Source organism: Tenggerimyces flavus (assembly GCF_016907715.1).
In the GTDB taxonomy this organism is placed as follows: domain Bacteria; phylum Actinomycetota; class Actinomycetes; order Propionibacteriales; family Actinopolymorphaceae; genus Tenggerimyces; species Tenggerimyces flavus.
Window position 1 is genome coordinate 5,357,244 of record NZ_JAFBCM010000001.1, and the last position, 22,077, is coordinate 5,379,320.

A 22,077-nucleotide genomic window follows, 5' to 3' on the forward strand; every position below is an offset into this window, starting at 1 on the left:
GTGTCGCGCGCCAGGCGATCTTTTCGCAACGCGGCCTAGGAGTCCCAGATCGCGCCGTACGCCGGGATCCCTCGACGTTCCATTCCCGACACCACCTGCCAGGTCAGCTTCTTGTTCGAGATGCAGATCACCGCCTCCGCGTCGAAGTCACGGTACGCCTCGTACGCCAGCGCGACCATGTCCGGCTTGCCGTGCGCCGAGGTGTCCCACACCAACGCGTCCGGTTGCACCGCGAAGATCTCGTCGACGAGCTCGTCCCCGTACGTCAACCGCGGGTTGCGCGTCGCCCACACCAACCGAGCCGGCACCTTCTGCGCCAACAGGTGCGGGAGGCACGGCCCGATCCCCGAGCCCGTCGCGACGTAGATCACCCGCGTGAACAACGTCTCGATGTTCGCCACGCCCGCCGTCGTGATCCCCTTCACCCACACGTGCGAGGGCAGGTCGTCGATGAACGAGCCCGTCCAGTCGCCCGCCCGCGAGATCGTCAGCCGGAAGCCGTGCTCGTCCGGCGCGGGCACGTTCGCGAACGAGTGCCACTCCAGCAACGGCCGCCGGCTGATCGCCGTCGACGAACCCGAGAACGGCGTCACCCCGTGGTCGAACCGGGCCAGCACCACGTGCGACGACGGTCGCGAGAGGTGCACCGGAACGCGCCGAAGTCTCAACCAGGGAAGGGCAACGCTGAACGTGACGACCGCCAGCACAACGATCCCCACCACGGACCCGCCGAGCACCGTGTGCACCCAGAACAGCACCAGCGCTGCCCACCCGCCGAACCGGTGGATCTTCTCGAACGTGTCGTGGAACCGCGCGCGGAACGGCGGCGCCGCCGTCACGCTGATCCCGACGAGCAGCCCGACCAGGACGTACGCCACCACGCTCGTCGCGGTCGGCGGGGAGCCGAGCAGCGACACCACGTACGCCACGAACCACAGCGTCCCCGCGAGCGCACCACCGACGTGCAGTCCGCCGAAGTGGTAGACCTTGCCGAGCGTCCATCGCAGCTTCAGCGGCCAGCTCGTCGGCACACTCGTCGCCAACCGGAACAGCAGGTTGATCACGTACTGCTGTCGCACCAGTATCGCCAACGCGAGGTTGCCGAGCACGAGATTGGCCATGCTCTGTGGGGAGACGCCGGGCAGGAACACGACGTTGACGAGCAGCACGAACGCGGCCAGCCGGTTGTGGTGCATCAGCCAAGGATGCTTGAAGAAACGCCGCAAGGCGGAGGGCTCCGCCTGGGTGCGCGCAGCGGGTCGGGAGACAGTCAACACGCTCATGACGCCACCGCCACCCGCGCCGCCAGCGGAGCCGCCTCGGCCAGCGCGAGCAGAGCCCGCTTGTCGACCTTGCCGCGGCTGGTCTCCGGCAGCGACCCGACCGCGTACACCGACGACGGCACGCAGTAGTACGGCAGCGCCGACTCGACCGCCGCCCGCGCCGCATCCACGTCGACGTCGGCGGGCGTGACGAACGACACCAGGTTGCGGTCGTCCAGCTTCAACGTCACCGCCCGCGCGCATCCCGGAACGCCTTCCAGGACAGAAGAAACCGAGTCCAGCTCGACCCGGAACCCGCGCACCTTCACCTGGTCGTCGGTACGACCGAGATGCTCCAGCTCGCCGTCAGGTGTCCACCGACCGAGATCTCGGGTACGGAACATGAGACGACCGCCGCCAAGGAACGGATCGGGCGCGTACCGCTCGGCGTTCAGCGCGGGGTTGTCGAGGTACCCGGCCGAGACGCAGTCGCCACCCGCCCACATCTCCCCCACCTCGCCGATCGCGCAGAGCTTCCGCTCGTCGTCGAGCACGTACACGGTGTTGTTCGGGGTCGGCCGCCCGATCGACAACCGGATCGCCGACGGGTCGTGGCGCTGCATCGTGTTCACGATCGTGGTCTCGGTAGGCCCACAGGAGTTGAAGAAATCGCAGCGCGACGCCCACCGGTCGGCGAGCGGGCGTGGGCACGGCTCGCCCGCGACAGCGACGACCTTCACCTGGGAGCACTCGGCCGGATCGACCACGGAGAGCACGGTCGGCGTGGCGATCAGCACGTCCGCCATCCGGGCCGCGGCGCCGATGTCGGTGCCGCGGATCACCAGCGTCGCGCCGTGGCTGAGGCAGCCGAGGATCTCCCACGCCGCCATGTCGAACGCGACGTTCAGCAGCTGCGCCACCCGCCAGCCCGGCCGGATCCCCAGCGACCCCGGCGCGGTGAGCAGGATGTTGGCGACGTTGCGATGGGTGACCTTGACCCCGTTCGGCTTGCCGGTCGTGCCGGAGGTGAAGAGCACGTAGCACCCGTCGGCCGGCTCGCTCGCCACTTCTGGCGCCGTCGACGCGCCGGGCGACGGCGTGTCGAGTGCCCACACGTGCGGACCTTCCGGCACCCGATCGAGGTGGGCGGACGTCGTCAGGATCACGCGGGTGCGCGCGGTCGCGACGACGTGGGCCAGCTGTGGCAGCGGCGTGATGCCCACGTCCTGCGGAACGTACGCGGCACCCGCCTTCAACGTGCCGAGCAGCCCGACCAGCATCGGGATCGAACGGCGTACGAACAGTGCCACGTTGTCGCCGGGCCGGATGCCCGCCGTGACGAGCTGGTGCGCCACCGCGTTCGCCTGCCGGTCGAGCTCGCCGTAGCTGATCGTGTCGCCCGTGCCCACATCGATCGCGGCCACGGCATCGGGTGCCGTGGCCGCGTGGGCTTCGAACGCGCGATGGACGAGGCCGTACGGAACCTCGACGCTCGGGCCGGTGCCGAACCGTTTGACCAGCTCGCGGTCCGCGGGAGCGAGCTGGTGGAGCAGCGGCTCCGGCCACGTCTGCCTCGGCGTAGCACGAGACGGTGACTGCATGGGAATCCCCCTTCGCTCGGGTGTCTTGGTCAAGACCACGAAGTGAGGGAGAACCCGGTTCACTCAGAACTTCGTAACTTCTTGCCGACCGAACTCACACCCGGGTTCCAGGTGCCTCCCAGGTCGGCCGGAGAAGGTGCGAGGCATGACAACGACGATTCCCGGCAACCCGCCGGCAGCCGTTGCCGCCAGCGACCGGACTCCCGCCGCCTGGCGGCGCTGGGTCGTCGGGCTCGTCCGCGGCAACTCATACGACCCTCGGTGGGTACGTCCCACGCTCCTGGCTCTGCTGTCCGCGACCGCGGTCCTGTACGTCTGGGGGCTCGGCGCGTCCGGCTACGCGAACAGCTTCTACTCCGCCGCCGCCCAGGCCGGCGCGGACAGCTGGAAGGCGTTCTTCTTCGGTTCCTCCGACGCCGCGAACTCGATCACGGTCGACAAGACGCCGGCGTCGCTGTGGCTGATGGCGCTGTCCGTGCGCGCGTTCGGGCTGAGCTCGTGGAGCATCCTGCTGCCGCAGGCTCTGGCGGGCGTGGCGACCGTCGGGGTGCTGTACGCGACCGTACGGCGGTGGTTCCCGCCCTCGGCTGGACTGATCGCTGGCGCGGTGATGGCGCTGACTCCCGTTGCCACGTTGATGTTCCGCTTCAACAACCCGGACGCTCTGCTCGTGCTGCTGCTGACTCTTGGCGCCTACGCGACTGTGCGGGCCGTCGAGAAGGCGAGCGCGAAGTGGCTCATGCTCGTCGGCGTGCTGGTGGGCTTCGCGTTCCTCACCAAGATGTTGCAAGCGCTGTTGGTGATTCCGGCGTTCGCTCTGGTGTACCTGCTCGCGGCGCCGACGGGGTGGGGCCGGCGGATCCGTCAGCTTCTGCTGGCGGGCTTGGCGTTGGTGGTGTCCGGCGGCTGGTGGGTGGCGGTGGTGGAGCTGATCCCCGCGCAGTACCGGCCATACATCGGCGGCTCGCAGACCAACAGCGTGCTGGATCTGATGTTCGGCTACAACGGTCTTGGTCGGCTGAACGGTGAGGAGGTCGGCTCGGTCGGTGGTGGAGGTGGCGCCGGGGGCGGGCCAGGCTGGGGCGAGACCGGGATCGGGCGGTTGTTCAACGCCGAGAACGGTGGTCAGGTCGCGTGGCTGCTGCCTGCCGCGCTGGTCCTCCTGATCGCGGGGCTCGTGCTGCGTGGCCGTTCGCCGCTCGTTGACCGGCCCCGTGCGGCGTTCGTGCTGTGGGGCGGCTGGTTAGTGGCGACCGCGCTGGTGTTCAGCTTCATGGCGGGGATCTATCACGCGTACTACACGGTGGCGCTGGCTCCGGCGATCGGCGCTGTCGTGGGGATGGGCGTGGTCGCTCTGTGGCGGGAGCGGGGGCGGATCTGGGTGCCGATCGTGCTGGCTCTGACGCTCGCGGGGACGTCGGTCTGGGCCTACGTGCTGCTCGGCCGGAGTGCGACGTTCGTGCCGTGGCTGCGGACGGTGATCCTCGTCGTCGGCATCTTCGCGGCGCTGGCCTTGCTGGTGGTGGAGCTGCTGCCGCGACGGTTGGCGCAGGGTGTGGCGGCGGTGGCCGCTCTCGTCGCGCTGGCCGGGCCGGCGGCCTACTCGCTGCAGACCGCGGCCGCGGCGCACACCGGCTCGATCCCGACGGCGGGTCCCGCGGTGGCGAACGCGCGCGGCGGCGGGCCTGGCGGCGGTGGTGGGCGGATGTTCGGCCCCGGCCAGGGCCAGGCACCGCAGGGCGCGCCGCCCGGCGGAGGTGGTCGCTTCGGTGGTGGCGGTGGTGGCGGTGGTGGCGCTGGCGGCCTGCTGAACGGCGCGAACGTCAGCACCGAGCTGGTCGCGCTGCTGAAGGCCGGCGGCACCTCGTTCACCTGGGCCGCGGCCTCGGTCGGCTCGCAGAACGCGGCCAGCTACCAGCTCGCGAGTGGCCTGCCTGTGATGGCGATCGGCGGCTTCAACGGCAGCGACCCGTCACCGACGCTGGCGCAGTTCCAGCAGTACGTCGCCTCCGGTCAGATCCATTACTTCCTCGGCGGCGGTGGCTTCGGCAGCCGCGGCGGCAGCTCGAGCTCGACCGAGATCGCCGAATGGGTCGCGGCCAACTTCGAGGCCCAGACCATCGGGACCTCCACCGTCTACGACCTCTCGTCCGGCTCGACCGCCTCGGCGAGCATCTGACCCCTGCGTTCGAGCTTCACTCGCGGCGTGGTGCCCGGAACGTCAGGTACAGCACGCGGAGTGCGAGGACACAGCCGATCAGCAGAATGTTGTAGCCGAACAGCTGATAGAGGCTCACGTCGGCGACGAACGGTGGGCCTTCGTCGCTGCCGAGCAGGTAGACGGCCATGAAGCCGGCGGCCGCGGCGAGGAACGTGAGCACGAGCTGGTGCAGCAGCCCGGAGGCGTACCGGCGGTCCCGTTCGTCGGAGAACAGCCGCACGTTCACGCTGAACCGGCCCTGTTCCAGCGCGCTGGAGATCCGGTCGATCCGCCGCGGCAGCCGCCGCAGCATCGGGAGCAGCGACATCAGCTCGGCGGTCGCGGTCTCGCGCAGCGAGGTGCCGGTGAGCTGCGAGGTCAGCTGCGACGTGGCGAACGCACGGGCCTCCGACACGATGTTGAAACCGGGCGACAGCTGCGCCAGAGTCCCTTCCAGCGTTGCCAAGGCGCGGAACACCGCCGCAACCTCGGGCGGGATCGACAGTTCGTAGAACGCGATCAGCCGGAACAGGTCGCTGAACATCGCCAGGTCCGGTGTCGAGCCCGCCCCGAGATGCCGCGCCATGAACTGACCGAGCGCGCGTTCCAGCCGCTGCTCGTCGATGTCCTCCGGCCGCGTGACGATCTCCAACAGCGAGTCACGCATGCCCGCCGGATCGCCGCGTTCGAGCGAGAGCAGCAGGTGCTGCAACGACGTACGGATCATCCCGTCGAGCCGACCGACCGAGCCGAAGTCCAACAGGCCAAGGCGATTGTCGGCGAGCAGGAACACGTTGCCCGGATGTGGATCGGCGTGGAACACCCCGTCCAGCATGACCTGCTTGAGGATCGCGCCGAGCAGCGCTCGCCCGAGCTCGAGCCGGTCGAGCTCCCGTTCCTCGACGACGGACTCCAGCGCGCCGAGCGGCGTACCCTCGAGCCGGCTGAGGACGAGTACGCGCGAGGTCGACATCTCCTCGTACACCGTCGGCAGCACGACGCCCGTGTCGCCGCCGCGGTCGCGGGTCGCGGTGCTGACGGCACCGATGTTCCGAGCCTCGATGTCGAAGTCGAGCTCTTCTCGCAGTGCCGCGGCGAACCCCTCGGCGAGCGCGATCGCGCCGAACGAGCGGCCCCACGACGTTCGGACCTCCAACGTGCGGGCCAGCCGGATCACGATGTCGAGATCGCGATCGACAATCTTCCGGATGTCCGGTCGCTGCACCTTGATCACGACGTCCTGGCCGGTCTTCAGCCTGGCCTGATGGACCTGGGCGACCGAGGCGGCGGCCAACGGCGTACTGCTGATCTCGGCGAAGACCTCACTCGGCCGCGCGTTCAGCTCGCTGGTGAGAACGGCCTCGATCTGCTCCCACGGCGCCGGCGGGACCTGGTCCTGCAGCCGGCTCAGCTCCTCGACGAACTCGATCGGCAGCATGTCGCGCCGCGTCGACAGCACCTGGCCGAGCTTGACGAACGTGACGCCGCCCTCTTCGAGCGCCTCGCGCAGCGACTGCGCGAGCCGTACCTGCCCCTGCCGTCCCCCGTCGCTCGGCGCGGTGCGCCGGCCGCGCAGGTACGGGCCGAGGCCGTGCCGGAACGCGATCATGGTGATCTTGCTGTACCGGCGGCCACGGCCGAGCGCACGCCGCAGCGCCCGCAGCCACTGGATCGGCGCGATCCGGAGACCACTCGCGGCCGCCGCCTCGAGCGCGACGAGGAAGATCATCGCGACCAGCAGGCCGAAGCCGAGCGAGATCGTGAACACACCAATCCACGCCGGGGTGAAGCTCGTTGCCTCGACTCGCCAGGGCAGCTGGAGGAGCCCGTTGCTGACCATCAGCCCGATGAACCCGGCGATCACGCTGCGGAGGAACCCGACCTGCATGCCCAGGATTCGCCGGGCCGCGAGGGAGAACAGCGTCATCGTGACGATGAACGTCGTGACCGTGACCACGGCGATGATGACGATGAACACCGGGTTGTCGAGGAACGGCGGTGGCTGGTTCACCCGCCGGAGTCTAGGGCTGCGGCCGGTGAACGGCTTACAGGTAAGGGGTCTACCCGGGCCTCGGCGCGTCGTCGATGGCGTCGCCAGTTATAGCCGTCAGGCGTGCCAGCGCCGATGGTCGACGAAGAGTTGCTCGCTCGCGTCCAGGACGTCCAGGTAGTCGGTCCTGTGCTCGCGAGTTGGATGGACGCCGAAGTCCGTCAACAGAAGCCGGAGGATGGACTCGATGCTGACCCGGCCGGTGGGGATGTGGGCGTGCCGATCCAGCGCGCTGGAACTCACGTGGAGATGCGGGAAGTCGACACCGGGTAGCGGCGTGGGGTGCCAATGCCAGGAGATCAGCTCCCGCCCGTCGGCGTCATCGAGGCGGTAGTCGTAGGCGACCGTGCTGACATGCCAGACCTTCGGAGCCTCCTCCACCATCCGGAAGCTGTGCGCGAGGCCGAAGTGGACATCGCCTTTCGTCGAGCGCAGCTTGAGAGGTTCGACGGACAGAGTCAGCGCCCCCACTTGGTCATGTCCCTTGCCCCCACTCGCCAACACCTGAGCGTTCGTCACGCACGACAAGGCCCGTTTGAGGGGCTCGAGGAACGCAGCTTTGGCTGCGGCAGCTGACCTACCGGGCAAAGGGGAGGAGCATGATCAGGTGGAGAACGTCGCGATCATCGAGATCCAACTGGCCTGCGTCGTACGCCGCCTCGAACTGCTCCAGCGTCAGATTGAGCAGCCGCCGCGTACGCTCGTCCAGCATCTCGCGGCCCTCGGCGCGGTCGAGCTCGACAACACCGGGCTCCCCGGTAATGGGGCTCATGGCCAGCCTCCTCTCGGTCACTTGCGCATCGCCAACGCATCACTAGGTCAAGGGTTGCACAGCTCACCGACATGAACCAGTTGCGTCGAGGAGGTGTGGACAAACGTTCGAGGTGACCTGAGGCGATCCCGTACCGGCCGATAGCGTGAGGTCGATCCGGCGAGGAAGGGACGCGGCCATGGCAGCTTGGGCCGACCACGCGATCTGGTGGCAGGTGTACCCGCTCGGCTTCGTCGGCGCGGAACGTTCCGCCCTGCCGCCGGACGCTGAACCGGTGCATCGCCTCGACCGGTTGGAGGCGTGGCTCGACTACCTCGTCGGCCTTGGCTGCAACGGGCTCGCGCTCGGGCCGGTGTTCGCGTCGGAGACGCACGGGTACGACACCGTCGATCACCTCCGGGTCGACCCCAGGCTCGGCGACACGCACGACCTCGACGCGCTGATCGCCGCCTGCCAGGCGAAGGGTGTCCGCGTGCTGCTCGACGGCGTGTTCAACCACGTCGGACGCGGGTTCGGCCCGTTCCAGGACGTGCTCGCGCACGGCCGCGCGTCGGCGTACGCGAACTGGTTCCGGCTCGACTGGACCGACGACGGCTTCGACTACGCGGACTTCGAGGGTCACCGGCAGCTCGTCGCGCTCAACCACGACGAGCCCGCCGTCGTCGAGTACGTGGCCGAGGTGATGACGCACTGGCTCGACCGCGGCATCGACGGGTGGCGGCTCGACGTCGCCTACGCCGCGCCGTTGCCGTTCTGGCGCCAGGTCACCGATCGGGTGCACGCGCGGCACCCGGACGCGTGGCTGTTCGGCGAGGTGATCCACGGTGACTACGCCGGCTTCGTCCGCGAGGGTGGCCTGGACTCGACCACGCAGTACGAACTGTGGAAGGCGATCTGGAGCTCGCTGAACGATCGCAACCTCTTCGAGCTGGCGTGGGCGTTCGACCGGCACGCGAAGCTGCTCGAGGAGTTCGTTCCCCAGACGTTCGTCGGCAACCACGACGTGACGCGGATCGTCAGCAAGCTGGTGGACGAACGGCATCTCGGCCACGCGCTCGCGGTCCTGTTCACGCTGGGCGGCGTGCCGAGCGTCTATGCCGGCGACGAGCAGGCGTTCCGCGGCGTCAAGGAGGATCGGGAGGGCGGCGACGACGAGATCCGGCCGGCGTTCCCGGCCGCGCCGGACGCGCTGGCGTCGGAGGGTTGGCCGCTGTATCGGCTGCACCAGGACCTCATCGGCCTGCGCCGGCGACATGCCTGGCTGGTGCGGGCGTCGGTGCGGGTGGACAAGCTCGCGAACCAGCAGCTGGCGTACACCGTCTCCGCCGCGGACACCGAGGAACGGCTGCTCGTTCTGCTCAACCTGGCCGACGATCCGTTTCGGTTCGACGTCCCAGCGGGCATGGTGAAGCTGAAAGGCTCGCGCGAGGCGGGAGAACCTGCCATCGTCGAAGCACACGGGTGGTCGATCCTGGGGTGATGTGATGCGCAAGTACGTGATCATGGGCGTCCAGGGCAGCGGGAAGGGCACCCAGGCCGACCTGCTGGCGGTCGACCTCGACCTGGTGCAGATCAGCGTCGGCGACATGTTCCGCTGGCACGTGAAGAACCACACGAAGATCGGCGCCCAGGTCCGCCGCGTGATGGCCGCCGGCGAGTTGGTGCCGGACGACCTGGTGGAGTCGCTCGTACGTCAGCGCCTGGAGCAGCACGACTGGAACTTCGGCTTCATCGTCGACGGATTTCCGCGGAACGCGCGGCAGGCCGAGTTCTTCCTGGAGAGCTACGACATCGACGGCGTGATCCAGCTCGACCTGCCCGACGAAGAGGTCCGCCGCCGCATCCTCGCCCGTCGCCTGTGCTCCAAGTGCGGCATGGACTACAACCTCATCGCCGACCGCCCCACGGTGCCCGACCGCTGCGACGTCTGCGGCGGCGAGCTCGTCAGCCGCGAGGACGACACCGAAGAGGCGTTGGCGGCACGGCTGAAGGACTACCACGAGAAGACGAATCCCCTGCTGGATCTCTTCCGCCGCAAGGAGTTCGTCTTCGCCGTCGACGCCCGCGCCGACAAGGCGACCGTGCAACAGGAGATCCGCGCCAAGCTCAACCTCCCGCCCTACCAGGGCGAGGAGAGCTGAGCTACTCCTTCTCCGCGCCCAGAAAGGCCAGGCAGGGTTCGACGCCTTCGAGGGTCGCGTCGACCGTACGGTGCTGCTCCCACGCTTCCCGCGTCAGCCGGAAGTGCTGCTCCAGAGCGACCTTGCCGCGAGAGATGCCCCGCCCCATCCCGTTCTCCGCATACCCGAGCTTGCGCGACACCGTCAGCGAAGCGGGGTTGTGCAGGTAGCCGGTCGACACCGCTTCTTCCGCGCCCAGGCCGGCGAAGGCCAGGTGCAGCATCGCCGCGCGCATCTCGGTGCCGATGCCACGACCCTGGTAACGCAACCCCAGCCACGACTCGGAAGTCACCTGGCGCTGGATGGCGAAGTCGTCGGCCTCCACCTCCTGCACGCCCACCGGGTCGCCGTCGACGAAGACGACCAGGTTCAGAGCCCACGAGTCCGGCTTGATCTCGGACTGGCGCTTCCAATGTTGCTGGATCACCCGGCGAGAAAGCTTCGGACCAGGCAGCTCCGACCACGGGTTCCCGAACGGCATCATGTCCGGCTCGTGGATCCCCTCGGCGGCCAGCTCAGCCAGCGTGGCCAGCTCGTCGCCGGAGGGGAACCGCAGTTCCAGCCGAGAGGTCCGGACACGTAGGCCTAGCACGGGGATGTGGTCGATCAGCATGGCGACAGGCTAGCGAGTACGCACGAAGATGTCGTCCGCGTTGTTGCTGTCCCCCGCGACCAGGTTGGCGGCGTCCGAGGCGAACGCAACGACACCGTCGTCGCTCACTGTCGGGAAGCCGTTCCCGATTCCCGACGTGATCTGCGCGCCCGACGTGCTCACGCTCACCCGCGTCGTCGTCGCCGCCTGGCGATCGCGCAGGAAGACATCCGCCGTCTCATTCGTGTCCCCCGCCACCAGGTTGGAGGCGACCGAGCGGAACGTCACGTACCGCCCGTTGGGGCTGACAGAAGACTGGTCACTCCACCCGTTCGCCGCGGCCGGACCGACGCTCGCCTTGCTCGTCGCGCCCAGCTGCAGGTCGCGTACGTAGACCTCCGGGCCACCGACGAAAGGCCCGCCCACCAGGTCGGTCGCGTACGAGGCGAACGAGACGTACCGGCCGTCCGCGCTGATCGACTCGTCGAAGACGTCGCCCTGCGTCTGCGCACCCGAGCTGTTCAGGTTCGCCCGCACGGTGGTGCCCGCCAGAGTGTCGCGTACGAACAGGTCCCAACGCCCGTTCGTGTCGTCCGCCACCAGGTTCGTCGCACCGGAGCGGAACACCACGCGGCCGTTGTCGCTCACCGCGGTGGGCATCGCGTACGCCTCGGCGTTCCCCTGCACGCCCGCCGTGCTCAAGCTCACCCGCGCGATCGCGCCCGTCGTGAGGTCGGCGACGAACGCGTCGGCAACGCCGTTCGTGTCCCCAGCAACGAGGTTCGACGCACCCGCGATGAACGCCACGTAGCGCCCGCTCGGGCTGATCCCCGGCCGCCCGCTGAAGCCGTTCCCACCTGGAGTCACCAGAACCGTTGTCCCTGCGACGAGATCGCGCACGAACACGTCGCTCTGCCCGTTCGTGTCCCCGGCGACCAGGTCCGACGCGGAAGAGCTGAACGTGACGTACCGGCCGTCAGCACTGAGGTTCGGCTCGCTGCTGCCGCCATTGGCGTACCCACCGCCCAAGGCGACGCTCGCCAAAGAAGTGGTCCCGGCAACGCGGTCCCAGACGAACACGTCGAAGCCCGCACCGTTGTCGCCCGGCACCAGGTTCGTCGCCCCCGACTGGAACGCGACGTACCGCCCGGAACCGCTGATCGCGGGGTTTCCGGAGTCGTCGTTCCCCTGCGCACCAGCAGAGCTCACGCTCGCGCGCTCGGTCGAAGGCGCCGCGTACGCGGTCCCCACTGACATCCCCAGGCCGAGAAGGCCGACGACAAGCAACGTGACAGACCTGCGCATGTGATCCCCTCCCGTAAGACCGTGCGGGTCATCCAAGCCGAGGGGATGTCGATCGCATTGGTTTCTCGCGATTTCTCGCGGCAGCAAGCTGTCAGGCGTAGACCACTTCGCCTCAGCGAGCAGGCAAGGCGGTGACGAGCTCCCGCGCGACGCGCAGCACGGACGCCTCCACCTGTGCTGGTGGACGCGGCCCGAAGTGCAGGAACGTGAGCTGGTACCGACCGGCGGCCACGGCGATCCTGGCGACGTTGCCGACCGTGCTCGTCGCGGAAAGGTCTCCGAGCGAGACAGGCTTGGCAGACCAGCCGTGTGCCCACTGCCGGACCTCGAGCTCGGCGTCGTTAGCGTCGTCGTGCACGCGCAGGCTCACTGACAGACCGGCATGCGCACGGGAGACCTGGTCGGGTCGCACCTCGAACGGCTCACCGTTGTCCGACCAGTCGCACGCCGCGGCACGAGGCGCTTCGGCGCGGAAGCCGACGGTCTCCTTCGGCGTACCCGCCGCCGCGAGAGTGTCCGCCGGCACCAGCGCACAAAGGTCGAATGCGGTCGGCTCGGGAACGGGAGTCTCCGAGGGCGGCGGCGTGTACACCGCCTCGACCGTCGGCACCTTCGACCAAGCCGCGTTGGCCTCGCGGCCGACGGCGAGCAGGATCCGCTCGATCGTCGCGCGGTCGACCCGCACCTGCTTCCCGTTCGCCCAGTCGCGGGCGTACAGCTCCACCTCGAGCACGCCGTCCGGCCGGCAGACCAACAGCTCCTCGTCGACGGCATCGGAGTCGATCCACGCCCGTGTCCCGGGAACCTCGACGGGCCGCACGTTCTCGTCCTTGCCGCCGCCGGCGCGGTACGTGGCGTACTCGTCGCAGTCCTGTTCGGAGCTCGCCTCCGTCGCGACCGACAGCTTGCGGGTGAACGGGCGCCGGCCAGGGTCGGCTCCGCTGGTGTCCGCGGAGAAGTCCCACCCACACCTCGACCGCGTGTTGTTGGGGACGGTCTCCGACACGGTCGGGTCCGCCACGGCCGGGCCGACCACCTCGTCGAGCGTCGCCGGTGAGACCAGCGCGCACGCGTCGGGAGAAGGGAGTCGCGGCTCGGGAACGGCCGGTTCGTCGGTGGTCGACGTACAGGCGGTGGCCGCGATCACCACGCCCAGTAACGCCACGCAAACTCGCCTCATGTGTCGCGGATCCCCGTTCGTTCGCCCGTTGGCGGACAGCCTAGGCGCGGCGCAGGCGTACGGACGACGGAGGTCACGACACGCCAGATCTTGCGGTCCAACGACTTGTCGGACCCCGCATGTAGTGTCTGTCGAGCTGATGGTTCGACCGGCTCGCCAGGCCGGTCGAGGCAAGAGGGAACCCCGTGCGAATCGGGGACTGCCCCGCAGCGGTGAGCGGGAACGAACGCCGTCACCATCCAGCGAGCCCCAATCGCTGGAGGGTCGAGCACTGGGTGTCACCACGAGCCTGGGAAGCGACGGCTATTAGGCCACCCCCGCCGACCTTCCCCCTCCGGTCGGTGGTCTGCCCGCGAGTCCGAAGACCTGCCATCGGTGTGCGCCCGCGAGGACAAGCGGGCGCGCAAGGTGCCGAGCCTCGCGGGAGGGCTCAGGGACGCGCAGCGCCGACCCCTCGGTCGGGCGCTGCCCTCTCCCCTGCCGCGAAGTCGAAGCCGCGAACGCCAGACCGCAGCTCGCGAGGAGAGAGTTCCGTGACCCAAGCACCACCAGCACCCACCCAGCAGGTCGTCCGCCGCGACGGCAGCACGTCGCCGTTCGACCCCAGCAAGATCTCGGTCGCCCTGACCAAGGCGTTCCTGGCGGTGGAGGGACGCCAGGCCGGTGACTCCAGCCGCGTCCACGAGACCGTACGAGAGCTCACGGCGTCGGTCGCCGCTTCCCTGACGAGGCACCAGAGCCGGACGTTCCACATCGAGGACATCCAGGACCAGGTCGAACTCGCGTTGATGCGCGACGGCCACCACCGGGTCGCTCGCGCGTACGTCCTGTACCGCGAGGAGCACGCCCGCGCACGGCTCGAGCGCGACGTCCCCGGTGAGTCCGAAGCCACGCCGCAGCTACAGGTCAAGCAGATCGACGGCGAGCTTCGCCCGCTCGACACCGCCCGCCTCACGCGTCTCGTCGAGGACGCCTGCGCCGGGCTCGACGGAGCGAACGCCGAGGCGGTGCTCGCCGAGATCAGGCGCAACCTGTACGACGGCATGACGGTCGCGGAGCTCGAGGTCGCCCAGATCATGGCGGCCCGGACGTTCGTCGAGGCCGACTCCGACTACGCGTTCGTCAGTGCCCGGCTGCTGCTGGACAAGCTGCGGCGCGAGGCGCTCACGTTCCTCGCCGACCGTCCCGACGAGGCGCGCCGCGAGGAGATGGCTTCGCGCTACCCGGCGTACTTCAAGTCGTATGTGCACCGCGCGATCGAGCTGGAGCTGCTCGACCCCGAGCTCGCCCGGTTCGACCTGGACCGGATCGGCAAGGCGCTCAAGCCCGAGCGCGACGAGCAGTTCCAGTTCCTCGGCCTGCAGACCCTGTACGACCGGTACTTCCAACACTCCGACGGCATCCGCTTCGAGCTGCCGCAGGCGTTCTTCATGCGCGTCGCGATGGGTGTCGCGATCCGCGAGATCGACCGCGAGGCACGCGCGATCGAGTTCTACGAGCTGCTCTCCTCGTTCGACTTCATGCACTCCACGCCGACGCTGTTCAACGCGGGGACGACCAGGCCGCAGCTGTCGTCCTGCTTCCTCACCACGGTCGACGACGACCTCGACGGCATCTTCCAGGGCATCAAGAACAACGCCCTGCTCGCGAAGTACTCCGGCGGACTCGGCAACGACTGGACGCCTGTGCGCGGCATGGGCGCCCACATCAAGGGCACGAACGGCAAGTCCCAGGGCGTCGTCCCGTTCCTCAAGGTCGCGAACGACACCGCGGTGGCTGTCAATCAATGCTTTGCGCCAGCAACACCCGTCTACACAGCAGATGGCGTCAAAGAGATCCAGGCCGTCGAGGTGGGCGACCTTGTTCTGGGAATCAGTGGAACGTACCGCGAGGTCACCCAGAAGTTCGTCTACGACAACGTCGACATCACCGTCGACGTGAACGTCAAGCATGCGATCGACCCCGTGACGGTCACGGCAGGCCACCCGTTCTACGCCATCCAGGGGGTTCCGCTCGAACAAGACACCAAGCGCACCTACGCATCGCTGGCCAGCGGCAAGGTACGCCCCGACTGGGTAGCGGCCGGCAAGCTCTGCAAGGGCGACTATGTCGCCCAGGTCGTGCCGAAGGAAGTCGTTCCCGTCCCTGGCTTCACCGACGACGACGCGCGCCTCTACGGGGTCCTGCTGGGTGACGGACACCTGGCGAAGGACGGACTCGAGTGGGGAGTGTGCGGAAACCCGCAGCGAGACGCCCATCTGTCGTTCGTCCGCGACTACCTCAATGCTCGCGGTATCCACTTCTGGGAAGCTCACCGCGGCCACACCTTCGCCTCGATCAGATGGGCGTCGGGTGAGCCAACGCTTCCCTTGACGGGCGACGATCTCTACGACGAGCATGGCGACAAGCGCATCTCCCGACGCTTCTCGCACCTGCCGCATGCTCAGACCCGTGCGCTCCTGCGCGGCCTGCTCGAGACAGACGGGGGTGTGTCGCGCGGCGTAGAGATCTCCTTCACCTCCACTTCGAGGCCGCTCACCGCCGGCCTCCGGTACCAGCTGCTGCGTCTGGGGATCCCTACCGCCGGCCAGTATCGAGTACGGGACACGAGCCATGTGGGTCATCGCTCCGACGGGTCCGAGATCACGTTCAGTGGAGTGACCAAGGCGTTCGACGTCCGAGTCCCCGCGGTCCCGGAGATCGCCGAGCTCGTCGGCGCTCGGCCGATCCACAAGAAGAACTGGCTCGAGCACCGCGGCATGCTCTTCACGAGGGTTCGCGACGTGCACGAGACCGAGATCGCACCCACGGTCTTCGACCTCGAGGTCGAGGGCGACGAGTCCTACATGACCGTCGCGGGGCTCGCTCACAACGGCGGGCGCCGTAAGGGGGCGGCGTGCGCGTATCTCGAGACGTGGCACATCGACATCGAGGAGTTCCTCGATCTGCGGAAGAACACCGGGGACGATCGGCGCCGGACGCATGACATGAACACCGCGAACTGGGTGCCCGACCTGTTCATCCAGCGGGTCGAGGCGGACGGGCCGTGGACACTGTTCTCCCCCAACGAGGTGCCGGAGCTGCACGACCTCTACGGAACGGCTTTCGCCAAGCGGTACGAGGAGTACGAGGCGGCGGCTGAACGCGGCGAGCTCAAGGTGCACCGCCGCATGCGTGCGGTCGAGCTGTGGCGCCGGATGCTGTCGATGGTGTTCGAGACCGGGCACCCGTGGATCACGTTCAAGGACCCGTGCAACCTGCGCTCGCCGCAGCAGCACTCCGGCGTGGTGCATTCGTCCAACCTGTGCACGGAGATCACGCTCAACACGACGGTCGACGAGGTCGCGGTCTGCAACCTCGGCTCGGTCAACCTGCTCAACCACGTGCGGGACGGTAAGCTCGACAAGGAGCACCTCGCGCGGACCGTGCGCGCCGCCGTTCGCGCGCTGGACAACGTGATCGACGTGAACTTCTACACGATCCCGGAGGCACGACGCTCCAACCTCAAGCACCGGCCGGTCGGGCTCGGGCTGATGGGCTTCCAGGATGCTCTGTTCGCGCTGCGGATCCCGCTGTCGTCGCAGCAGGCGGTGGAGTTCGCCGACGAGTCGATGGAGGTGATCTCGTACCACGCGATCGCGGCGTCGTCGGAGCTCGCGGCCGAGCGCGGTTCGTACGCCTCGTTCCCCGGATCCCTGTGGAGCAAGGGGATTCTGCCGATCGACTCCGTGGCGCTGGTCTCCGAGGCACGTGGCGGCGACGTCCTGATGGACACCTCGTCGACGCTGGACTGGGCGACGTTGCGCGAGCAGGTCAAGACCGTCGGCATGCGCAACTCCAACGTGATGGCGATCGCGCCGACCGCCACGATCTCCAACATCTGTGGCGTCGGGCAGTCGATCGAGCCGCTGTACCGCAACCTGTACGTGAAGTCGAACATGTCCGGCGACTTCACTGTCGTCAACCCGCACCTCGTGCGCGACCTCAAGGAGCGCGAGCTGTGGGACGAGGTCATGGTGAGCGACCTCAAGTACTACGACGGCAGCCTCGGCCCGATCGACCGGGTGCCGGACGACCTGAAGGACTTGTATGCGACGGCGTTCGAGATCGACTCGAGCTGGCTGGTCGACGCGGCGTCGCGCCGGCAGAAGTGGATCGACCAGGCGCAGTCGCTGAACCTGTACGTCGCGGCGCCGAACGGGCGCAAGCTGGACGAGCTGTACCGGCACGCGTGGCGGAGCGGGCTCAAGACCACGTACTACCTGCGTTCGCAATCGGCAACGCACGTGGAGAAGTCGACGATCAAGGGCACCGACGGGAAGCTGAACGCGGTCTCGCCGGTGATCCCCGTTCCAGCGGCTGCTCCGGCACCGGTGCCCACGCCGGCGGCGACCGTTCCCGCCGTGCCGGTGCCGGCCACCGTGCCTACCGTCGACATCGAGCTGCCGGACAGCGATGCCGCGTTCTGCTCGATCGACGACCCCGACTGCGAAGCCTGCCAGTAGAAAGTTCATGGACATGACCGATACGCAATCCAGCATTGACACCACCGGGCTCGGTGAGATCGAGCGCGGCGCGGGCCGCATCAGCGTCGACGACAAGGCGATGATCAACGCTCGCGCCGACGTCAACCAACTCCTGCCGCTGAAGTACCGCTGGGCTTGGGAGAAGTACCTCGCCGGCTGCAACAACCACTGGATGCCGACGGAGGTCTCGATGCAGGCCGACGTCGCGCTGTGGAAGTCGCCGACCGGGCTCACCGACGACGAGCGCCTGATGATCAAGCGCAACCTCGGCTTCTTCGCGACGTCGGAGTCGCTGGTCGCGAACAACATCGTGCTCGCCGTCTACCGGCACCTCACCAACCCCGAGTGCCGGCAGTACCTGCTGCGGCAGGCCTTCGAGGAAGCCGTCCACACGCACACGTTCCAGTACATCTGCGAGAGCCTCGGCCTGGATGAGGGCGAGCTGTTCAACATGTACCGCGAGGTGCCGTCGATCACCGACAAGGCCGCGTGGGCGCTGGACTACACCCAGCACCTGGAGGACCCGGACTTCTCGACCGGCACGCCGGAACGGGACCAGGCGTTCCTGCGCGACCTGGTGGCGTTCTACGTGATCTTCGAGGGGATGTGGTTCTACACCGGCTTCGCGCAGATCCTGTCGCTCGGCCGGCGGAACAAGATGGTGGGGATCGCCGAGCAGTACCAGTACATCCTGCGCGACGAGTCGATCCACCTGAACTTCGGCATCGACGCGATCAACCAGATCAAGCTGGAGAACCCGCACCTGTGGACGCCGGAGTTCCAGGCCGAGCTGCGGCGGATGCTGACCGAGGCGTGCGAGCTGGAGATCGCGTACGCGCGGGACACGATGCCCCGCGGCGTGCTCGGCCTGAACGCCGAGGTGTGCACGCAGTACATGCACTTCATCACGAACAGGCGGTGCGCGCAGATCGGGCTCGCTCCGGTCTTCGGCGAGACCGAGAACCCATTCCCGTGGATGTCGGAGCTGATGGACCTCGGCAAGGAGAAGAACTTCTTCGAGACCCGCGTGATCGAGTACCAGAGCGGTGGCGCCCTGACCTGGGACTGACGGCCACAGGTTCAGGCATGTGAACCGGGGTTCCGAAGAGTGCGCGCGGGGCGGCAGCGTCTTGGCCATGTCAGCCGACCTGCGCGCACTCTTCGCGAACCCGGCCGCCGAGCACAGCGCCTGCCCGTTCTGGTTCTGGAACGGCGACCTGGAGCCGGACGAGCTGCTGCGCCAACTGCACCTCATGCACGAACGAGGGGTGCTCGGGTTCGTCATCCACGGCCGCGAAGGGCTCGGGATCCCTTACCTGTCTGAGGATTGGTTCGACCGCTGCCGGCTCGTCATCGAGGAGGCCGCCCGGCTCGGAATGAAGGTGTGGGTCTACGACGACCTGAACTGGCCGAGTGGCTACGCCGGCGGCCGGGTCGTGGCGAGGGATCCCGGCTACGTGGGGCAGAACCTCAGCATCGAGCGGCACTACGTGGAAGGCCCGGACGTCCTCCGGCTGGACTTCCTCGGCGTAGCACGAGACTTCGACCGGCCGGACGAGGTGGTCGCGGTCGGAGCCGCGCGGATCGCCGAGGCGCGGCCGAAGCCAGTCGACCCGTTGCGCGTGCATCATGTCAACGCGGCCTTGCCCACCGACTGGTCCGACACCGCGGCGTTCGAGCACACCTACGCGCAGGAGGCACCGCAGGCCGTCGCGTTCGACGACGGCGGCGTCACCTGGGAGGCGCCGGCGGGACGGTGGTGTGTGACTGTGGCACGGGTCACTGCCACGGACTGGATGGCCGTCTACAGCGCGTTCCCGTACACCGACCTCATCAACGACGGCGCGACGACGGCGTTCATCGAGGAGACGCACGACGAGTACTACCGCCGGTTCGAGGAGTACTTCGGCGACACGATCATCGGCTTCTTCGTCGACGAACCCGGTTTCTACAACAACTTCTGGGATCGCAACCCCGGCTCGATCCCGTGGACCGGCGACTTCGCCGAGCAGTTCGCGGCGCGGCGCGGGTACGAGCTCCTCCCGCTGCTGCCCGGACTCTGGGAAGACCTCGGCGTGCACAGCCACGAACTGCGCGCGGACCTGTGGAAGACGGTCGCGGAGCTGCTGGACGAACGGTTCTTCGGCAAGCTCGCCCGCTGGTGCGCGGCCCACGGCGTGAGCCTCACCGGCCACCTGGAGTGGGAAGAGTGGCTGTTCACGATGACCCGCCACTCCGCCAGCCCGTTCCGCGCGCTCGCCCCGTTCCAGGTCCCCGCGCTCGACCGGATCGACGAGGCCACCGACAAGATCACCGAGAAGCTGGTGTCGTCGATCGCGCACCTCAACGGCCGGTCGCGGGTGCTGAGCGAGACGTTCGCCTTGGCCGGTTGGAAGCTCGCGCCTGCGTACATGAAACGCATCGTCGACTACCAGTACGTCCGCGGCGTCAACTGGCTGTCCTGCCACGGCTTCTACTACAGCATTGAGGGGCACCGGAAGTACGAGTGCCCGCCTTCGGAGTTCTTCCAGAACCCCTGGTGGGAGCACAGCGGTCCGCTCTGGACGTACGTGTCGCGGCTGTCCGCTGTGCTGTCGGCCGGACGGCATGCGGCACCGGTCGGCGTCTACTACCCGATCGACGCGGCGTGGGCAGAGCTCACGCCGACGGCACCAGGGCCGTTCGACGGCGCGGCGACCGAGCCGTGGGAGCTGCCCGAACGCGGCCTCGCGTTGCAGCGCACCGACCTGGCGATGATCCGGCTGACCCAGACCCTGCTCGGCACCCAGTGGGACGTCGACCTGCTCGACCATGTCGCGGTCGAGGAGGCCAAGGTCGACGGCGAACTGCTGCAGGTCGGCGACGAGACGTTCCGCGCGGTGGTCGTCCCGCCGCTCCAGACGATTTCCGGACCGGCGCTCGGTCAGTTGCTGGCGTTCGCGGAGGCTGGCGGCACCGTCGTGTTCGTCGAGGAGCCGCCGAGCCGGGCGGTGTGGAGCGACCTGCCGCCGTCCTGGGCAGATGTTCGCGCGCGGCTGGTGGCGTTGCGCGATCCCGGGTACGTGCCGTGGGGAGCCGGCCGGCTCGGGTACGTGCCAGCAGGCGTCGGCGCGGTCTCGTCCCTGCTCGCCGAGGCCGTATCACCCGACGTCGTGGTCGACCTCGGCGACGGCGACACCGCGTTGGTGCTCGTCGACGAGGCCCGGCGCGGAGGCCGCAAGGACACCAAGCTCCATCGCCCGTCCAGCTTCGTCCGGTATGTCCGTCGCCGGGTCGGTCACGACGACGTCTACTTCCTCGTGAACGAGTCCGGCCACGAACTCGCGGCGCACGTCCGCCTCGCCGCCGGTGGTCCCGTCCAGCGGGTCGAGGAATGGGATCCGGTGACGGGTGAGCGGTGGAGCCGAGCCGCCACCGTCGATGCGGGACGAGCCGTCGAGGTCGACCTCGCTTTCGCACCGTGGCAGTCGTACCTGCTGGTCCTGTCCAGCGAGGGATCGGCGGCACCGGACCGGGACGTCGAGGGCGGTGTGACGCAGGCGTTGAACGATTGGGAGCTGGAGGTCGCCGGCCGGACGTTCCGCGGCCCGCTACGCAGCTGGCACGAGCTCGGGCTGGCGCGATACTCCGGGGTCGGCCGCTACACGAGCCGGTTCCAGGTCGCAGGTCGCGGCCGCGTCCTCCTCGACCTCGGCACCGTGCTCGAGACCGCACAGGTCTTCGTCAACTGCCTACCGCTCGCTCCCCTGGCGTTTCCGCCGTACCGGCTCGACGTCACCGAGCACGTGGTCGTCGGGGACAACCTGCTCGAGATCGAGGTGGCGAACACGAACACGAACGCGTTCGAGGAGGTCGAGCGTCCCAGCGGCCTGATCGGGCCGGTGCGGGTGTCTGTCGCGTGATCATGCGGCCTTGTCCGTTCTGCTCCCCTTCGGAGCAGCGCAGGCAGGGCCGCACGTTCACTTCTGGGTCAGGTAGCTCACGCGGCCACCCGGTCGGTGAGGCGGACGCCGTCACGCTGGGCGCGCTCGGCGGCGCGGTGGAAGCGGCCGGAGGTCCAGGCCCAGCAGCCGCGGCGGTCGCCGACGGCGCGGCAGCCGCAGCCCTGGTCGTGCAGGACCTCGGCCAGGTCTTCGAGCTGACCGAGCAGGTCGCCGCGGGAGGTACGAGCGTGGACTGCTGGGAGAGTGAGTACGGTGCTCATGTCGGGCCTTCCTTCCTGGTTTCTTGCCCTGTTGCTAGGTAGACGGAGCCGAGCTCGAGAAATCATCGCTGCCGGCAGAATTCGTTCGAGGAATATTCGGTAGCTGGCCATCTGGACGGCCTGATACGTTCGTCGGTCCGTCTGGGATCGGAACGAACCGGACAGCAGTCCGGGGCGGGATTCCCCTCACCACCCAGCCGATCGC

15 protein-coding genes and 1 riboswitch are annotated in these 22,077 nt (G+C 68.4%); of the genes, 6 read left to right on the forward strand and 9 right to left on the reverse strand.

Annotated elements, in window-relative coordinates; translation table 11 throughout:
* Positions 1–35 precede the first annotated feature (35 nt).
* Both JOD67_RS25095 and JOD67_RS25100 read right to left on the reverse strand, forming a co-directional pair.
* Positions 36–1,283: an FNR domain-containing protein gene (locus tag JOD67_RS25095; protein ID WP_205120145.1), complete on the reverse strand. Its 1,248-nt coding sequence runs from the start codon at positions 1,281–1,283 to the stop codon at positions 36–38.
* Positions 1,280–2,863: an amino acid adenylation domain-containing protein gene (locus JOD67_RS25100; RefSeq protein ID WP_205120146.1), complete on the reverse strand. Its 1,584-nt coding sequence runs from the start codon at positions 2,861–2,863 to the stop codon at positions 1,280–1,282. Before JOD67_RS25100 ends, JOD67_RS25095 begins: the two co-directional genes overlap by 4 nt.
* A 145-nt stretch (positions 2,864–3,008) precedes the next feature.
* On the opposite strand from JOD67_RS25100, the gene JOD67_RS25105 reads away from it, so the two are divergent.
* Positions 3,009–5,042, forward strand: a complete 2,034-nt coding sequence (locus JOD67_RS25105) for a glycosyltransferase family 39 protein (RefSeq protein WP_205120147.1) — start codon at positions 3,009–3,011, stop codon at positions 5,040–5,042.
* A 16-nt stretch (positions 5,043–5,058) separates the two neighbouring features.
* Here JOD67_RS25105 and JOD67_RS25110 read toward each other — a convergent pair whose 3' ends face one another.
* The 3 genes from JOD67_RS25110 to JOD67_RS25120 all read right to left on the reverse strand — a co-directional run bounded on the left by JOD67_RS25110 (position 5,059) and on the right by JOD67_RS25120 (position 7,885).
* A complete protein-coding gene (locus JOD67_RS25110; protein WP_205120148.1) occupies positions 5,059–7,074 on the reverse strand; it encodes an ABC1 kinase family protein in 2,016 nt (671 codons plus the stop codon).
* A gap of 96 nt (positions 7,075–7,170) precedes the next feature.
* A complete protein-coding gene (locus tag JOD67_RS25115) occupies positions 7,171–7,584 on the reverse strand; it encodes a hypothetical protein (protein ID WP_205120149.1) in 414 nt (137 codons plus the stop codon).
* 106 nt (positions 7,585–7,690) lie between these two features.
* Positions 7,691–7,885, reverse strand: a complete 195-nt coding sequence (locus JOD67_RS25120) for a hypothetical protein (RefSeq protein ID WP_205120150.1) — start codon at positions 7,883–7,885, stop codon at positions 7,691–7,693.
* A gap of 178 nt (positions 7,886–8,063) precedes the next feature.
* Between JOD67_RS25120 and JOD67_RS25125 the strand changes: the two genes are divergently transcribed.
* Together JOD67_RS25125 and JOD67_RS25130 are read left to right on the forward strand one after the other, a co-directional pair.
* Positions 8,064–9,365 (forward strand): alpha-amylase family protein, encoded by a 1,302-nt coding sequence (locus JOD67_RS25125; RefSeq protein WP_205120151.1) that lies wholly within the window; start codon positions 8,064–8,066, stop codon positions 9,363–9,365.
* Between the two features lie 4 nt (positions 9,366–9,369).
* On the forward strand, positions 9,370–10,026 hold the full coding sequence (locus tag JOD67_RS25130; RefSeq protein ID WP_205120152.1) for an adenylate kinase family protein: 657 nt from the start codon (positions 9,370–9,372) through the stop codon (positions 10,024–10,026).
* A gap of 1 nt (position 10,027) precedes the next feature.
* On the opposite strand, the gene JOD67_RS25135 is transcribed toward JOD67_RS25130, so the two are convergent.
* From JOD67_RS25135 to JOD67_RS25145, 3 genes are all read right to left on the reverse strand, one after another.
* Positions 10,028–10,678, reverse strand: coding sequence for a GNAT family N-acetyltransferase (locus JOD67_RS25135; protein ID WP_205120153.1), 651 nt, complete (start codon positions 10,676–10,678; stop codon positions 10,028–10,030).
* Positions 10,679–10,687: 9 nt separating this feature from the next.
* Entirely contained in the window at positions 10,688–11,962 is a 1,275-nt protein-coding gene (locus JOD67_RS25140; protein ID WP_205120154.1) for a TolB-like translocation protein, read from the reverse strand.
* Between the two features lie 112 nt (positions 11,963–12,074).
* Positions 12,075–13,127: a sensor histidine kinase gene (locus tag JOD67_RS25145; protein WP_205120155.1), complete on the reverse strand. Its 1,053-nt coding sequence runs from the start codon at positions 13,125–13,127 to the stop codon at positions 12,075–12,077.
* 138 nt (positions 13,128–13,265) lie between these two features.
* Positions 13,266–13,530, forward strand: a riboswitch (cobalamin riboswitch).
* 145 nt (positions 13,531–13,675) lie between these two features.
* Here JOD67_RS25145 and JOD67_RS42055 point away from each other — a divergent pair.
* From JOD67_RS42055 to JOD67_RS25160, 3 genes are all read left to right on the forward strand, one after another.
* Positions 13,676–17,647 (forward strand): ribonucleoside-diphosphate reductase subunit alpha, encoded by a 3,972-nt coding sequence (locus tag JOD67_RS42055; protein ID WP_205120156.1) that lies wholly within the window; start codon positions 13,676–13,678, stop codon positions 17,645–17,647.
* Between the two features lie 13 nt (positions 17,648–17,660).
* The gene (locus JOD67_RS25155) at positions 17,661–18,737 is read left to right on the forward strand and encodes a ribonucleotide-diphosphate reductase subunit beta (protein WP_205120157.1); all 1,077 of its coding nucleotides are present in this window, start codon (positions 17,661–17,663) and stop codon (positions 18,735–18,737) included.
* 67 nt (positions 18,738–18,804) lie between these two features.
* Entirely contained in the window at positions 18,805–21,570 is a 2,766-nt protein-coding gene (locus JOD67_RS25160; RefSeq protein WP_205120158.1) for a glycosyl hydrolase, read from the forward strand.
* Between the two features lie 77 nt (positions 21,571–21,647).
* On the opposite strand, the gene JOD67_RS25165 is transcribed toward JOD67_RS25160, so the two are convergent.
* Positions 21,648–21,872 carry a hypothetical protein gene (locus JOD67_RS25165; protein WP_205120159.1) on the reverse strand — a complete coding sequence of 75 codons (225 nt, stop codon included), beginning with the start codon at positions 21,870–21,872 and terminating at the stop codon, positions 21,648–21,650.
* Between the last annotated feature and the right edge of the window lie 205 nt (positions 21,873–22,077).

Coding starts and splice junctions, on each gene's coding strand:
- JOD67_RS25160 (WP_205120158.1), top strand. CDS start 18,805: ATGTCAGCCGACCTGCGCGCACTCTTCGCGAACCCGGCCGCCGAGCAC.
- JOD67_RS25140 (WP_205120154.1), bottom strand. CDS start 11,962: ATGCGCAGGTCTGTCACGTTGCTTGTCGTCGGCCTTCTCGGCCTGGGG.
- JOD67_RS25130 (WP_205120152.1), top strand. CDS start 9,370: ATGCGCAAGTACGTGATCATGGGCGTCCAGGGCAGCGGGAAGGGCACC.
- JOD67_RS25135 (WP_205120153.1), bottom strand. CDS start 10,678: ATGCTGATCGACCACATCCCCGTGCTAGGCCTACGTGTCCGGACCTCT.
- JOD67_RS25155 (WP_205120157.1), top strand. CDS start 17,661: ATGACCGATACGCAATCCAGCATTGACACCACCGGGCTCGGTGAGATC.
- JOD67_RS25165 (WP_205120159.1), bottom strand. CDS start 21,872: ATGAGCACCGTACTCACTCTCCCAGCAGTCCACGCTCGTACCTCCCGC.
- JOD67_RS25125 (WP_205120151.1), top strand. CDS start 8,064: ATGGCAGCTTGGGCCGACCACGCGATCTGGTGGCAGGTGTACCCGCTC.
- JOD67_RS25120 (WP_205120150.1), bottom strand. CDS start 7,885: ATGAGCCCCATTACCGGGGAGCCCGGTGTTGTCGAGCTCGACCGCGCC.
- JOD67_RS25100 (WP_205120146.1), bottom strand. CDS start 2,863: ATGCAGTCACCGTCTCGTGCTACGCCGAGGCAGACGTGGCCGGAGCCG.
- JOD67_RS25095 (WP_205120145.1), bottom strand. CDS start 1,283: ATGAGCGTGTTGACTGTCTCCCGACCCGCTGCGCGCACCCAGGCGGAG.
- JOD67_RS25105 (WP_205120147.1), top strand. CDS start 3,009: ATGACAACGACGATTCCCGGCAACCCGCCGGCAGCCGTTGCCGCCAGC.